At 71.6% G+C, this 13,896-nt stretch carries 12 protein-coding genes; 7 read left to right on the plus strand and 5 right to left on the minus strand.

Features of this window, described 5'->3' with window-relative positions; genetic code table 11:
• Nucleotides 1–273: 273 nt before the first annotated feature.
• Both gtfA and ACFQPD_RS07995 read right to left on the minus strand, forming a co-directional pair.
• Nucleotides 274–1,770, minus strand: a complete 1,497-nt coding sequence (gene gtfA / locus ACFQPD_RS07990; protein WP_385899946.1) for a sucrose phosphorylase — start codon at nucleotides 1,768–1,770, stop codon at nucleotides 274–276.
• 44 nt (nucleotides 1,771–1,814) lie between these two features.
• Nucleotides 1,815–3,005, minus strand: a complete 1,191-nt coding sequence (locus ACFQPD_RS07995) for a MarP family serine protease (RefSeq protein WP_385899949.1) — start codon at nucleotides 3,003–3,005, stop codon at nucleotides 1,815–1,817.
• 91 nt (nucleotides 3,006–3,096) lie between these two features.
• Between ACFQPD_RS07995 and ACFQPD_RS08000 the strand changes: the two genes are divergently transcribed.
• The 3 genes from ACFQPD_RS08000 to nhaA all read left to right on the plus strand — a co-directional run bounded on the left by ACFQPD_RS08000 (nucleotide 3,097) and on the right by nhaA (nucleotide 6,587).
• Entirely contained in the window at nucleotides 3,097–4,428 is a 1,332-nt protein-coding gene (locus tag ACFQPD_RS08000; protein ID WP_385899951.1) for an MFS transporter, read from the plus strand.
• Between the two features lie 9 nt (nucleotides 4,429–4,437).
• The gene (locus tag ACFQPD_RS08005) at nucleotides 4,438–5,034 is read left to right on the plus strand and encodes a hypothetical protein (RefSeq protein WP_385899953.1); all 597 of its coding nucleotides are present in this window, start codon (nucleotides 4,438–4,440) and stop codon (nucleotides 5,032–5,034) included.
• 260 nt (nucleotides 5,035–5,294) lie between these two features.
• Nucleotides 5,295–6,587 (plus strand): Na+/H+ antiporter NhaA, encoded by a 1,293-nt coding sequence (gene nhaA, locus ACFQPD_RS08010; protein ID WP_385899955.1) that lies wholly within the window; start codon nucleotides 5,295–5,297, stop codon nucleotides 6,585–6,587.
• 18 nt (nucleotides 6,588–6,605) lie between these two features.
• Here the strand turns inward: nhaA and ACFQPD_RS08015 are convergent, their stop codons facing one another.
• Together ACFQPD_RS08015 and ACFQPD_RS08020 are read right to left on the minus strand one after the other, a co-directional pair.
• Nucleotides 6,606–7,091, minus strand: coding sequence for a flavin reductase family protein (locus tag ACFQPD_RS08015; protein WP_385899957.1), 486 nt, complete (start codon nucleotides 7,089–7,091; stop codon nucleotides 6,606–6,608).
• Nucleotides 7,092–7,144: 53 nt separating this feature from the next.
• The gene (locus tag ACFQPD_RS08020) at nucleotides 7,145–8,578 is read right to left on the minus strand and encodes a uracil-xanthine permease family protein (RefSeq protein WP_068750478.1); all 1,434 of its coding nucleotides are present in this window, start codon (nucleotides 8,576–8,578) and stop codon (nucleotides 7,145–7,147) included.
• Nucleotides 8,579–8,664: 86 nt separating this feature from the next.
• Here ACFQPD_RS08020 and ACFQPD_RS08025 point away from each other — a divergent pair, with 86 nt between their 5' ends.
• Nucleotides 8,665–9,738 carry an FAD-dependent oxidoreductase gene (locus tag ACFQPD_RS08025; RefSeq protein ID WP_385899959.1) on the plus strand — a complete coding sequence of 358 codons (1,074 nt, stop codon included), beginning with the start codon at nucleotides 8,665–8,667 and terminating at the stop codon, nucleotides 9,736–9,738.
• A 6-nt stretch (nucleotides 9,739–9,744) separates the two neighbouring features.
• Here ACFQPD_RS08025 and ACFQPD_RS08030 read toward each other — a convergent pair whose 3' ends face one another.
• The gene (locus tag ACFQPD_RS08030) at nucleotides 9,745–11,298 is read right to left on the minus strand and encodes a dolichyl-phosphate-mannose--protein mannosyltransferase (protein WP_385899980.1); all 1,554 of its coding nucleotides are present in this window, start codon (nucleotides 11,296–11,298) and stop codon (nucleotides 9,745–9,747) included.
• A 26-nt stretch (nucleotides 11,299–11,324) separates the two neighbouring features.
• Here ACFQPD_RS08030 and rsmI point away from each other — a divergent pair, with 26 nt between their 5' ends.
• Genes rsmI through rsmA form a run of 3 tightly spaced genes read left to right on the plus strand, consistent with a single transcriptional unit; the run spans nucleotide 11,325 to nucleotide 13,890 of the window.
• On the plus strand, nucleotides 11,325–12,173 hold the full coding sequence (rsmI, locus tag ACFQPD_RS08035) for a 16S rRNA (cytidine(1402)-2'-O)-methyltransferase (RefSeq protein ID WP_385899961.1): 849 nt from the start codon (nucleotides 11,325–11,327) through the stop codon (nucleotides 12,171–12,173).
• Nucleotides 12,174–13,034, plus strand: coding sequence for a TatD family hydrolase (locus tag ACFQPD_RS08040; RefSeq protein ID WP_385899963.1), 861 nt, complete (start codon nucleotides 12,174–12,176; stop codon nucleotides 13,032–13,034).
• Nucleotides 13,027–13,890, plus strand: coding sequence for a 16S rRNA (adenine(1518)-N(6)/adenine(1519)-N(6))-dimethyltransferase RsmA (gene rsmA / locus ACFQPD_RS08045; RefSeq protein WP_385899965.1), 864 nt, complete (start codon nucleotides 13,027–13,029; stop codon nucleotides 13,888–13,890). Before ACFQPD_RS08040 ends, rsmA begins: the two co-directional genes overlap by 8 nt.
• Nucleotides 13,891–13,896: the final 6 nt, after the last annotated feature.

Consider the following 13,896-nt stretch of genomic DNA (forward strand, 5'->3'; position numbering starts at 1 on the left):
TCCGCACGAACGGACTCACCCCAGCACTCTACCCAGCACCCCCGATTAGTGCCCCAAAACGGACCCCCAAACCCACCCTGACAAGCAACTCAATCCCGGCGATCGGGAGCGGTTGTGGAACTCAGGTCCGATATGCGTGGCTGCGCCTTTCGGTTTAGCTTGGGTGCCTGTGGCGCACAGCTCCCAGTCTGCGCATCGCGGCGGACATGGCGACAGATGAGCCTTTCGCAGTTCGTTTGCATGCGAGGAGAACAGTCCCACCACAACCGGGTTTCACGCCCCGCCCACCTTCAGCAGGTCATCGACCCGCCCCTCCCCCTCCCGCGATTTCCAGCTGAGCCGCGCGCTGCCTTCGGCCAGATTGATCGCCGCCTCCACCGCGCAGGTCGGGTCCGCGACACCCCTCCGTCGCATGGTCAGGGTCGTGCCGTCCAACTCGACCTCCAACGCGCCGTCGAAGGCGGGCAGCGTCGACCGCAGCCGGCAGAGCGCCATCAGTGCCCGCACCACGGGTCGCGCCAGCGCCTCGTCGATCTCGTCGACCGTGTAGTGGTGCCGGTTGATGTCGCGGCCCACGCTGGTGCGCCGCAAGAGCTCCAGGTCGTTGCCCCCGGCCAGCGCGCCCACGTAGTAGACCTGCGGTACCCCCGGTGTGAGGAACTGGATGAGTCGCGCCGCCAGGTACCTGCGGTCGTCGCCGACGGCGTCGTAGAACGTCGAGTTCACTTGATAGAGGTCCAGGTTGGAGGCCGCCGCACCCGTCGCCTGGCGCGACGCGCCGCCGGTGCGCTCGTGGATGCCCTCCACCAGGGCGTCGATCTGGTCCGGGGTCAGCAGCCCGGGCCGCGGCGGGTCGCCCGGTTCGACCGTCTGGTCGGCGCCGACGTCGATGACACCGATGCCGTCGTGCGTGTCGAGCACCGTGACGCAGTTGGTGGGGCGGATCCGTAGCCACTCCATCAGGGGGGCTCCGTCGCCGGTGTAGAGGGCGTGCAGCACGAGCGGCGGGAGGGCGAAGTCGTAGACGAGATCCACCTTCTCGGCGATCTCGATCTGCCGCTGGTAGTAGGAGTGCACCTCCACCAGCACCTCTGCGCCGCGTGCGCGGGCCTGGTCGGCGAAGCCCGCGATGAACCGGTACGTCTCTGGCGTCATGAACGAGGTGGTTCCCGGGGTCTTGACCGCGTAGCCGACGGCGTCGAGGCGGACCAGCCTCACGCCGCCGCCGGTCACGGCGTCCAGGACGGACTCGAGGTACTCGCGGCCCTTGTGTGTGGAGATGTCGATGTCGATCTGCTGAGGCGTGAACGTCGTCCACACGTAGCGCAGGCGGTCGCCCAGCCGGATCGCTGTGAATGGCAGGCCCGGCCGCGGCCGGTAGATCCTGGCCAGGTCCTCCTCGCGTGCGCCGTCGGGGAACACGGAGCCCATGGTCAGGAACAGCTCGGCCCACGGCGAGGCGTCCCCGCGCTCCCGGACGTCGAGGAACTGGGGCGAGTCGGAGGAGACGTGGTTGACGATGAGGTCCGCCATCACCTCGTGGGTCGTGGCCAGGTCCGCGACATCGCCCCAGGTCCCGAGCCGGGGGTCGACGGCGGTGTGGTCGATGGGATCGAAGCCCGCGTCCGCCCCGTCGAACGGGACGTAGAACGGAAGGATGTGCACGCCGCCGAAGGCGCCCGCGAACCGGGTGCGCAACACCTCCGTCAGGCCCCGGATCGAGCCGCCCAAGCGGTCGGCGTAGGCGATGAGCTGTACCTGGTTGCGCATGGTTCCTCCCGATGCACCCGATCCACTCAGACTACGCCGGCGCCTCAGCCCACGCAGGCCTGCGTGTCGACCTCGGCGGTGGCCGTGGCGGCCCCGTCGACGAGCGCGTCCGTCTGTGCGGTGGTGAGGGCGTAGGTGGTGTCGGGGTCGACCAGTGACACCGCGAACACCGTTCCGGCCACCTCGCCCGCCTCGGTGAGCAGTGGGCCGCCGGAGTTGCCCGGCTCCGCGACGGCGCGCAGCGCGTACACCTCCCGCAGCACCCCGGTGGAGCCGTAGATGTCGTCGCCGTTGGCGTCGAGTGTCCCGCGCACGCGCCCAGACGTGACGGTGTAGGGGCCGCCGCCCGGGTAGCCCGCGACCGCCACGGCGGCGCCCGGCTCCAGCGCGCCGGCGCGGACCAAGGGCTGCGCGCCCAGACCGGGGACGTGGAGGACCGCGAGGTCCAGGTCCGGATCGAAGGCGACGACCGTGGCCGCCAGTTCCCGCCCGTCGACAGCGACGGTCACGTCGTCCGAGCCCGCGACCACGTGGGCGTTCGTCACGACGCGCTCGGGAGCGCTGACCCAGCCGCTGCCGGAGCTCGCGGCGAACGGCCCGCGGCACTCCGGCACGGGCGCGGTGATCCGCAGGACACCGTCGGCGGCCGCCTGGACGCCGGGCAGCTGGGCCGTGGCGCCGTCAGGTGCGGGCACGGGGAGATCCGGTTCGGGGAAGAGTCCGCTGAACACGCGGGGGAAGCCGGCGGCGTCGAGCACTGCCGTGAGACGAGCGGCCTGCCGGGTGGCCTCCGCCGGCAGCATCCTGCCGAGGGTGGCCAAGGTGGGGGACTGGTCGATGGCCTTGGCCCACGGGGCGGGGGCGATGGGCTTGACGGCGGCCGCCAGGACCCCGGTGACCAGCCCCGAGACCAGCACGGCACCGGCGGCGCCCAGGACTGCGTCGACGGGGTGCGGCCGCCGCGGCCCGCGCAGCGACCGTCCGATCGATCCGATGACGGCGTCGCCGAGGGAGGCGCCGAGGACCGCGGCGCCGATGAGAGCCAGCGTCTGAGCGATGAGCGACCAGTCGGCCCCGAACGCGGCCAGCAGCCTCGGACCGGCCCACAGCCCGCCGACGATGCCGACCACGGTGCCGACGAGCGAGAACGCCCCCGCCACCAGGCCGGTCCGCCAGCCGCGCAGCGCGTAACCGAGCAGGAGCACGACGATGACGACGTCGAGGATCCCAGGCATGTGGCCCTCCTTCCGGGCGTAGCTCAAGGGTGCCACCACCGCCAGGTGACCCCGGGTGGACAACGTTTCCCAGTGGGGGTTGACTGTCCCGGTGAGCCGCGTCCGCAACCCCATGATCGTCACCCTGCTGGGGTTGCGCGGCAACGGCCGCGCATCGGTCTACACCGAGCCCCTGTGGGGCCTGTCGATGCAGCTGGTCCTGCCCTACGCGTCGGTGTTCATGCTCGCGCTGGGGGTCCGCGACGCGGAGATCGGCCTGCTGGCGACCATCTCGATGCTGTCCCAGGTGGTGTTCGGGCTGCTGAGCGGCGTCATCACGGACAAGCTCGGCCGGCGGATGACGACGGCGCTGTTCGACATCGTCGCCTGGTCCATCCCATGCCTGATCTGGGCGTTCGCGCAGAACTTCTGGTGGTTCCTTGCCGCATCCATCATCAACGGCGCCTGGCAGGTCACGCAGAACTCCTGGGACTGCCTGCTCGTCGAAGACGTGGATCGCGCCGAGATCCCCAAGGTCTACTCGCTGGTGAAGGTCGCGGCCGAGTTCAGCGCGCTCTTCGCTCCCATCGCCGCCTTCCTGGTGTCCAGCCTCGGCCTCGAGCTGGCGGTGCGGATCCTGTACCTCAACGCGTTCTTCATCATGTCGGTCAAGATCTGGCTGCTCTACCGCTTCACCACCGAGACCGCGACGGGCCGCATCCGGATGGAGCAGACCCGCGGGGTGAGCATCTGGCGGTCGCTCGCCGAGTACCGCGGCGTGCTCGGCCTGATCATCCACTCGAGGGGCACGATCTTCTCCCTCGCCATCGCCGCCATCGTCGGGGCGGTGGCGCTCGTGAACGCCACCTTCTGGCAGGTCGTCATCAACCAGCGGCTCGGAGTGCCGGACGCGCTGCTGCCGTTCTTCCCGATGGTCCGCTCCCTGCTGTCGGTGCTGTTCTTCTTCACCCTCATCCCGATGCTCACCCACTCGCGGCACCTCAAGGCCCCCACCCTGATCGGGTTCGCGGTGTACCTGACCGGCCAACTCCTGCTCGTCGGCATCCCATCACCCGACGGCGCCGCAGAGGTCTCCACCTACGCGCTGCTGGGCGTGTGCCTGCTGTTGGACGCCTTCGGCGGCGGGATCCTGTTCATGCTGGCGGAATCGCTGGTGGCGCTGCACGTCGACCGGCATGAGCGCTCCCGTGTCATGGCCATCCAGCGCACCGTCGTCATGCTCATGACCGCGCCGTTCGGGTGGATCAGCGGCTGGCTGTCGGGGATGGACCGCAGCTGGCCGTTCATCCTGACGTCCGGACTGCTGGTGCTCGGCCTCGTGGTCGCCGGCTTCCTCTGGGTCACGACGCACGGCGAGCACGACGATGAGGATCCGCTCGGCATCGAGGACGCGGTCCCGGGCAGGGGCCTGCCGGGCGCGTAGCCTGGACGGATGACTGAGCCGAGGAAGCCCCGCCGCCCCGCCCTCCGCGAGCCCGCGGTGCTCGACGTCATGGGGGAGGGCATCGACCCCGTCGCCGATCTGCATGCGGCGCACGAGAGCGCCGCGGTCCTCCTGGGCGTCGGGCGCGAGCGGCGCGATCCCGAGGTCACCGACCGTCTGCTCGCCGTCGTCGACGAGGTGGGCATCACGACGCTGGCCGACCTGTGGGCGGCGCGGCCGGCTCGTTCGCTCCCCGGAGTGCTGTACCGCCTCTACGTGCTGCGGGAGTGGGTGCGTGCTGAGCCCGACCAGGCCGCGCGCCAGTACGCCGCCGGGACGCACTTCTCCGAGCCCAACCACGCCGTCGCGGGCGCGGACCCGACGGGCCCCGACGCCGTGCGGCGCGTCATCGACGACATCCTGCGCGGCGTGTTCGACGGCGACTTCGGCCTCGCGATGGAACGCGCCGCGGCGTTCGCCCGGGTGGTGTCGGCCGGCCGCGACAACCTCATCACGCCCGACGGGCACCTCTCCGGCAACCTCATGGTCCTGGCCGACGACCTCGCCGCCAGCGCCAAGCTGTGGCGGGCCGGCGCGCTCGAGTGACGGCGGTTTGCGTAGCGGGCTGTGGCGGGTATTCTCGGCGGGGTGCCGAGCCGCGGTAGCCCCGGGCTCCAACCTTCGCCGCTGAGAGCGGCCACGCGCCGAGAGGCGCTCCCGGCTCGGCACCCCACTCTTCCCCCCGGCGCGGACGCGCTGGGGGATCCCGCGGCGGGTTCGGTAATCTTGCCCCTTGGAGTGTCGGGAAGTCTGGTCGACGTCGTGTTCGGCGAACCCGCCGCACCGGCCGACCGGAAGGAGCCCGTGTGACCCCGACCCCCGAGACCATCAGCCCCCGCCAGCGCCTGCGCCGCTGGGTGACGCTCGAGACCACCAGCGGTGTCCTCCTGCTGATCGCCGCCGTGCTGGCCCTCATCTGGGCCAACTCGCCCTGGTACGAGTCCTACCTGGCGCTGTCGAAGACCGTCGTCGGCCCGGAATCGCTCCAGCTCGACCTGTCGCTGGCGAAGTGGGCCGCGGACGGCCTGCTGGCCGTGTTCTTCTTCATCGTCGGCGTCGAACTGAAGCAGGAGATCGTCGCCGGCAGCCTGCGCTCACCGCGCGAGGCCGGTGTCCCGGTGTTCGCCGCGGTCGGCGGCATGGCAGTGCCAGCGATCATCTACACGATCGTCATCCTGTGGGCGGGGGACCGGACCGCCTTGTCCGGCTGGGCCATCCCGACGGCCACCGACATCGCCTTCGCGATCGCCGTCCTGGCCATCTTCGGCCGGGGCCTGCCGCGCGCCCTGCGCACCTTCCTCCTGACGCTGGCCGTCGTCGACGACCTGCTCGCCATCATCGTGATCGCCGTGTTCTACACCGACGGGCTGCAGCCGCTGTGGCTGCTCGCCTCCCTGGCCGTGATCGCGGTGTTCGCCTTCGTTGTGCGGTCGCGGCGTCCCTCGCCGTGGCTGCTGCTGCCGCTGGCCGCGGTGGCCTGGGCGATCATGCACGCCTCCGGCGTTCACGCGACCATCGCGGGTGTCCTCCTCGGCTTCACCGTGCCCGCGCTGCTGGTGCACGGCGAGGACCACCCCCGCACGCACCACTACGAGCAGGCCGTGCGGCCGTTCTCGTCGGGCATCGCCCTGCCGCTGTTCGCGTTCTTCTCGGCGGGCGTGTCCCTCGTGGAGGGCGACGGCGCCGCCAGCCTGTTCGCGCAGCCGGTGGTCCTGGCGATCGTGCTCGGCCTCGTGGTCGGCAAGGTGATCGGCGTGTTGGGCGTCACGGCGCTGGTGACCCGCGTGACGCCGCTGCGGCTCCCGGACAGCATCGGCCTGCGTGACCTGCTGCCCATCGGGTTCCTCACCGGCATCGGCTTCACGGTGTCGCTGCTCATCGCCGAACTCTCGTTCCCGGATGAGGAGCACACGGCCGCCGCCAAGCTGGCGATCCTGCTCGCCTCGCTGATCGCGGCCGTGCTCGGTGCCAGCTTCCTGCGTTGGGACGCCCGCAAGCTCCGCAGCCGCGACATGAACGAGGACGGCGTGCCGGACACAAAGACCGAGATCATCCGCGACGCCCGCGACGTGTCCGACGACGTCGACCCCGTCCACTGAGGCCACGGGCCCGCGCGGTCAGGGGGCCGGCGCGGGCACCAGGTCCTGGAACTGACGCAGGTGGTAGGCCAGGGATGCGACGCCGCCGGTCTGCGCCGCCGTCACCGTGCCGAGGATGATCGTGTGGTCGCCGCCCGGCTCGAACGTCAGTTGGTCGCACCGGACCCAGGCCGCCACCCCTTCGATGCGGGGCAGGCCGTGGTCGTCGTGCCACGCGAGGCCGGCGAACCGGTCGGTGAGGTCGCGGCGGGCGAAGCGCAGCGCGATGTCCGACTGGCCGGCGGCCAGGATGTTCACGCCGATGCGGCCCGCGGTGCGCACGCGGTCGATCATCCCGCCGCGGTTGTCGAGCGCCAGGACCACCATCGGCGGCATGATCGACAGCGACGCGAACGCCGACACAGTGGTGCCGCTCGGCGTTCCGTCGACCGCGGTGGTGATGACGGTCACCGGCGCCGGCACCCTGGCCATGGCGTCACGGAAGGTGCTCTGCAGGTCGTCCACCACTCCAACCTAATGGTGGGCGCCAAGCGGGCGCCCACCATGTCCGGCGGGGGTCAGCGGACGGGGTCGTCGTCCTCGTCGACGTAGATGCCCGGCGCGTCGTAGATGAGCGAGGCACCGTCGGCCGCCTCGCGCATCTCGCGGGGGGCGATGAGCCGCGCTAGGTGGTACACGCCGATGGTGACGATCGTGCCCAGCGCGATGCCGCCGAGGCTGAAGCCGTCGCCGAAGGGCAGCTGCACGTCGCCGACGCCGATGATGATGCCGGCCGCCGCCGGGATGAGGTTGAGCGGGTTGCCGAAGTCGACGCGGTTCTCCTTCCAGATCTTCGCGCCGAGCAGGCCGATCATGCCGTACAGCACGACGGTGATCCCGCCGAGCACGGCGCCCGGCGTCGCGGAGATGACCGCACCGAACTTGGGCGAGAACCCGAACAGGATCGCCACGAGGGCGGCGACGACGTAGGCGGCGGTCGAGTACACGCGGGTGGCGGCCATGACGCCGATGTTCTCGGCGTACGTGGTGGTGGGCCCGGCGCCGACGAACGTGGCGAGCATCGAGCCGGCACCGTCGGCGGCGATGGCGCGACCCATGATCGGGTCGAGGTCCTCACCGGTCATCTCGGCGACGGCCTTGACGTGGCCGGTGTTCTCCGCGATGAGCGCGATGACGACGGGGAGCGCCACGATGATCGCGGCGAACGAGAACGACGGCAGGTGGAAGCCCACGACGTTGTCGGTGGCGCCGTAGCTCCAGGTGGCGAGGTCGGAGACGGGCGGCAGGCCGAACCAGTCGGCGGAGGCGACCGACGCCCAGTCGACGCGCAGCTGCTCCGTGACGGTGCCGTCCTCGGCGACCTTCTGCATCGGCCCGAAGGCGAGGTCGAAGACCCAGCTGAGGATGTAGCCGATGACCAGCGACAAGAAGATGGCGATGCGGCCCATGAAGCCGCGCAGACCGATGCTCAGCGCGATGACGATGAGCATCACGACGAAGGCCAGCCACGGGTCGACCGGCCAATACACGGACGCGACCACGGGCGCGAGGTTGAAGCCGATCAGCATGACGACGGCGCCCGTCACGACGGGCGGCAGGGCGCGGTGGATGACCTTGGCGCCGGCGAAGTGGATGATGAGGCCGACCATGAACAGCGTGAGCCCGACGACGAACAGGGCGCCCGTCAGATCGGCCGGGTCACCGCCCGCGCCGTAGATGGCGGTGGCGACGCCGACGAACGACGCCGACGAACCGAGGTAGCTGGGGACGCGGTGCTTGACGGCGACGAGGAACACCAGCGTCGCGATGCCGGACATCATGACGGCGAGCTGCGGGTTCAGCCCCATCAGGAGGGGGAACACGAACGTGGCGCCGAACATCGCGACCACGTGCTGCGCACCCAGCCCGATCGTGCGGCCCCAGGTGAGGCGCTCCGTCGGTTTGACGACGGCGTCGGGTTCGAGGATTCCGTTGTTGTGCAGCTTCCACATGGGGCGCATTCCTTTCGTCGGGCAGATGCTACTGCCTGGCGTGCTGCTGCCCGGCACCGGGACCGCCCCACGTTAGGGTGGACGCCATGGTGCACGACGTGGTTGTGCTGGGGGCGACCGTGGCAGGGCTGACGGTGGCACGCCGGCTCGCGGCCGAGGGATACGACGTCCTCGTCCTCGACCCGAACCTGGAGGGGCTCAGCGCGGGCATCGGGCACGGCGTCGCGGCCGTGGGGCACGCCTCGACGGCCGCGGCCATGGCGCACGCCTACGGCCTCGACAACGCGCTGGAGCACACGCGCCGCAACATCGCCGCGATCGGCGAGATCCGCGCGATCCACCCGGACCACACCGTGCTGCCGCTGCGTGACCGCTCGCTGCCGGGCGGCGACGAGCGGGAGACCCGCGAGATCGCCGAGCTGTTCCGCCGGGCGGGCGCCGACGTCGACCTGCTCCTGGCGCCCGACGGCGCGGCGCTGCGGTCGTCCGCGATCGTGGTCGACCCCCTCGAGTACTCGGCATCCCTGCGGGCCGCCGCCGTCGCGGCCGGCGTCGAGGTCCGGCACAGCGTCACGGTGACGCAGCTGGCCCGGCACGAGGGGGCGACCCGGGTGTCCTTCCGCACGAACCTGGCGTGGGAGCGCGAGTCGGGCTCGGTCGGCGGGGTGGCGGTCATCGACACGCTCGGCGTCTCCCCGTGGGGCCGGGCCGCCCGGGTCGCGCCGACGCAGTGGGTGCCGGTGGTCCGGTGCACGCCCAGCCGGCCGCTGACCGAGGTGTCGCTCACCGCCGTCGGACCCGCCTGGTTGCAGCGTCCGGTGGGGGAGCGGGCCCTCGCCCTGGGCCACAAGACGTCCGGAGAGCGGATCGGGGACGCGGTGGAGGACCTCGCCCGCTGGGCCGAGTCCGCGCTGGGCGCGACGGAGGTGGAGACCGCCCGGCTCGCCATCGATCCCAGTGACCACGGGCGCCCCGTCGTCGGCGCCTCCGCGATCCCCGGGGGCTTCTACGCCCGGGGCAACGGGCGCGGGGAACTTATGAACGGGACCGCCAGCGGGTACTACCTGGCGGGGCTGCTCACGGGCGCGGTCGGCTCGGGGAACGCGCTGCCGCCGCTCAGCCGCCTCCGCGCGTACGGCACGCGCCACCGGCGGCGCTGAGCGCGCTCAGATCCAGGCGTTGCCCAGCCACATCCGCATCAGCCAGGCCGACCGGCTGATGACCTCGCCGGTGAGGATGGGGTAGAAGAACGCGAAGTTCAGGATGATCAACGCCACCGCGATGCCCACCAGCATGGCCCGCAGCCGGCGGTGCGGGTGCCGAGCGGGGCCGAGCAGCTTCCCGAGCGCCATCGCCAGGAGCGTCGCGCTGAACGGGACGATCATGATCGCGTAGAAGAAGAACAACGGGCGCCCCGCGTAGCGGAACCACGGCAGATACGTCGCGGCGATCGCGAGCAGCGGCACGCCGAAGCGCCAGTCCCGCCCGACCAGCCACCACACCAGGGCGGCGCCGATGGCCAGAGCGGCGCCCCACCACAACAGAGGGGTGCCGATGCCGTTGACGATGCTGACGCACGTGGTGCCGACGGCGTCGCAGCCGTCCGTGCCGGCCTCGATGTCGTTGACGGCGTAGATCGCGATCGGGCGCGCCAGGAACAGCCACCCTGCGGGGTGCGCCTCGTACGAGTGCGTGGCGTCGACCATCATCCCGTCACCGGTGTGGAAGCGGTACATCTCGACGTGGTAGTGCCACAGCGCGCCCAACGCCTCACCGAAGCGCTGGACGACCGGGTCGTCCGGGTTGTCGCGTCCCCAGTCCCGGTAGTACCCGCCGTCGGTGGTGAACCACCGGAACCAGGACGCGAGGTACACCGGGACCGCGAGCACGACCAGGTAGACGAACGCCATGGGGGCGTCGATCAGCAGCGACCACCACCGGGAGCGGCCGGCGCCCGCCAGCCGCCGGGCGCCGAGGTCCCACGCCACCGCCACGAGACCGAAGACCGCGATGAGGAAGACGGAGTTCCACTTCACCGACACCGACAGCGCCAGCATCAACCCGCCCACCAGGCGCCAGGGCCGCCACAGCAGCAGCGGACCGAACGCGCCGTCGAGGTCCGGCAGCCCGCGGGCCCGCAGGTGGTCGGCGAGGCGGTGCCGGAACCAGTCCCGGTCGGCGACGAGGGCCGCGACCCCGGCCACGGCGAACGTCGCCTGGAAAATGTCAAGCAGCGCGATGCGGCTCATGATGAAGGCCAGGCCGTCGAACGTGAGCAGCAGCCCGGCGACGGCGCCCACGAGTGTCGAGCGCGACAGCCGGCGGGCCATCCTCGTGGTGAAGAACACCAGCAGCGTGCCGAAGATCAACGCCATGAACCGCCAGCCGAACGGGTTCATGCCGAACATCGCCTCACCGACCGCGATCAGGAGCTTCCCCACCGGCGGGTGCACGATGTACGCGGCCTGCTCCTTCATGCCGCTGAGGTCGCCGTCGAGGATCATGTCGTTGGCGTCGTCGACCCACTGCCGCTCGTAGCCCGACTGCAGGATCCCCCAGGCGTCCTTGGCGTAGTAGGTCTCGTCGAACATGAGCGCGTGCGGCTCGCCGAGGTTGTGGAACCGCAACACGAACGCCAGCGCCGTGATGACGAGGGTCACGACCCAGCCCGCGGTCCGGTCGCGGAGTCGCCCGTCGTCAAGGGCCTGTTGCGTCGTCAGCACACCAGGCATCATAGGCTGAGCGCATGCACCCCCTTCCGAACGGAGCGTTGATCCTGGCCGGCACCCCCATCGGGTCGTCCGAGGACGCCAGCGGCACGCTGCGGGAGGCGCTGCTCACGGCCGACGTCATCGCGGCCGAAGACACGCGCAGGTTCCAGCTGCTGACCAAGCGCCTGGGCATCGAGCCGACGGCCCGGGTGGTCAGTTACTTCGAGGGCAACGAGGCCTCCCGCACACCAGATCTGGTCGACGCCGTCGCCGCGGGGCAGCGCGTGGTCCTGGTCACCGACGCCGGCATGCCGTCGGTGAGCGACCCCGGCTACCGGCTCGTCGTCGCCTGCATCGAGGCCGGCCTCAGGGTGACGGCGGTCCCGGGCCCGTCCGCGGTCCTGACGGCGTTGGCGGTGTCGGGGCTGCCGGTGGACCGGTTCTGCTTCGAGGGGTTCCTGCCCCGGAAGGCCGGCGAGCGAGGCCGGCGCCTGACGGAGCTCGCCGGGGAACAACGCACCATGGTGTTTTTCGAGGCGCCCCACCGGCTGGCCGAGTTCCTGGCTGACGCGGCCCGGGCGCTCGGCGCCGGCCGGCGGGGCGCGGTGTGCCGGGAGCTCACCAAGCCGTTCGAGGAGGTGATCCGCGGCACGCTCGAGGACCTCGCCGCCTGGGCGGCGGGCGGGGTGCGCGGTGAGGTGACCGTGGTGATCGCCGGCGCGGAGGTCGTGGAGCACACGGCCGCCGACGCGCTGGAGCTGGTTCGGCAGGCACGCGCGGGAGGTGCGAAACTGTCGGCGGCGGTCGCCGACGTGGCCCGCCTCACCGGCACCGACCGCAAGCAGCTGTACGCCGCCGCGTTGGCCGACAAGGAGACCATCTAAGTGATCCTGGACACCCTGGGCCTGCCCCCGCTGCCGGAGACGCTGCCCCGGCCCGTCGTCGACAACCACACCCACCTGTGGTCGACGGAGGAGTACTCGGGGCTGTCGGTCGCGGACTCGCTGCGGCTGGCCGCCGAGGTGGGCGTCACGCGCGTGATCGAGGTCGGCTGCGACGTGCCGTCGTCGCGGTTCGCCGTCGACCTCGCCGCGCGCGAGCCGGCGGTGCGCGCCGCGGTGGCGCTGCACCCCAACGACGCGGCCCGCACCGCGGCCAGGGACGGCGAGGAGGGCCTGGCGGCCGTCCTCGCGGACCTCGAGCCCCTGGTGGCGGAGTCCGGCGTCGTCGCGGTGGGGGAGACCGGGTTGGACTACTACCGCACCCGCGACACGGCCGGCCAGGCGGCCCAGGAGGTCTCCTTCCGCCGCCACATCTCCTGGGCGAAGCGGCACGACCGGACGCTGATGATCCACGACCGCGACGCGCACGACGACATCCTGCGCGTGCTCGACGACGAGGGGCTGCCCGAACGCGTCGTCATGCACTGCTTCTCCGGCGACGCGGAGTTCGCACGCCGGTGCGCGGAGCGCGGCGCGTACCTGTCGTTCCCGGGCGTCGTGACCTTCGGCTCGGCGGGGGACCTGCGCGAGGCGGCGCTCGCGACGCCGCCGGACCGGATCCTGGTCGAGACCGACGCGCCCTACCTGACGCCCGCGCCCCGGCGCGGCAAGCCCAACGCGCCGTACCTCCTGCCGCACACCGTCCGGTTCCTCGCGGAGCTGCTCGACGCCGACGTGGCCGAGTTCTGTGACCGCATCGTGGCGAACACGGCGGCCGCCTACGGATGGGGGAGCGATGCCTGAGACCGGACTGCTGGACCCGGCCTCGGTCCGCCGGATCGCGGCCGAGCTCGACCTGCGCCCCACCAAACAGCGGGGACAGAACTTCGTCGTCGATCCCAACACGGTGCGGCGGATCGTCGCCCTGTCGGGCATCGGGGCAGACGACGTCGTCCTGGAGATCGGTCCAGGGCTGGGCTCGCTGACGTTGGGGCTGCTGGAGACGGGGGCACGTGTGGTCGCCGTCGAGATCGAGGACCGGCTCGCGCACCGGCTCGAGCGGACGGTGCGCGAGCGGATGGGCGACGACGCCGCGGGGCGCCTCGCGGTCGTCAACGCCGACGCCCTCGAGGTGTCGCAGCTGCCCGGACCGCCGCCGTCGGCGCTGGTGGCCAACCTGCCCTACAACGTGTCGGTGCCGGTGCTGCTGCGCATGATGGAGCTGTTCCCGGAGTGGCGCACGGGCCTCGTCATGGTGCAACTCGAGGTCGCGGACCGGCTCGTCGCCGCGCCCGGCAGCAAGGTGTATGGAGTCCCGAGCGCCAAGGTGGCCTGGTATGCGGAGGCGACCCGCGTCGGCACCGTGCCCCCGAAGGTGTTCTGGCCCGTCCCGAATGTCGACTCCGGGCTGGTGCGCCTGGTCCGGCGGCCTGTCCCCGACACAACGGCCACCCGTGAGGACACGTTCCGCGTCATCGACGCCGCCTTCGCGCAGCGCCGAAAGATGCTGCGGGCGGCGCTCGGCTCCCTCGCCGGTTCGGCGGCTGAGGCGTCGGCGGCCATCGCGGACGCCGGCATCGACCCGCAGCTGCGCGGCGAGATGCTCGGCGTGGACTCCTTCGCCGCGATCGCCGAGCGGCTCGCCCCCCGCGTGCCGTGACGGACG

Source organism: Tessaracoccus sp. O5.2, assembly GCF_964266725.1.
GTDB classification, from domain to species: Bacteria; Actinomycetota; Actinomycetes; order Propionibacteriales; family Propionibacteriaceae; genus Arachnia; species Arachnia lapidicapta.